The following is a 427-nucleotide window of genomic DNA, read 5'->3' on the forward strand; positions in this document are numbered from 1 at the left end:
CGGCTGCGTTGTCGCGATGGAAGCCTGCTCGGGTGCGCACCATTGGGCCCGTCGACTTCAGCGACTGGGCTTGCAGCCGCGGCTGATCGCGCCGCACTTCGTCACGCCGTACCGCATGGAAGGCAAAGGCGGCAAGAACGACGCGACCGATGCCGCCGCCATCTGCGAAGCGGCGTCCCGGCCCAAGATGCGATTTGTCGCCATCAAGAGCTGCGCGCAGCAAGGCGTGCTGTGCGTGCACCGGCTTCGTGAAGCCTACAAGGAGGAGCGCACCGCGTGCATCAACCGCATACGCGGCTTGCTCAGCGAGTTCGGCCTGGTGTTTCCGCTCGGTCCAAGCGCGCTGCGGGCGCAACTGGGCGACGCGCTGGAGGATGCCTCCAACGAGCTTCCTGGCTGTGCGCGCCTCGGATTGGACCGCGCGTTT

General features: G+C 67.0%; 1 protein-coding gene. It reads left to right on the forward strand.

Going from position 1 to position 427, the window contains the following annotated elements:
• Positions 1 to 427: IS110 family transposase (locus LZ009_RS24165; RefSeq protein WP_275700557.1), on the forward strand; the 427-nt coding region annotated here is incomplete at both ends.

Source organism: Ramlibacter paludis (assembly GCF_022012305.1).
GTDB lineage: Bacteria > Pseudomonadota > Gammaproteobacteria > Burkholderiales > Burkholderiaceae_C > Ramlibacter > Ramlibacter paludis.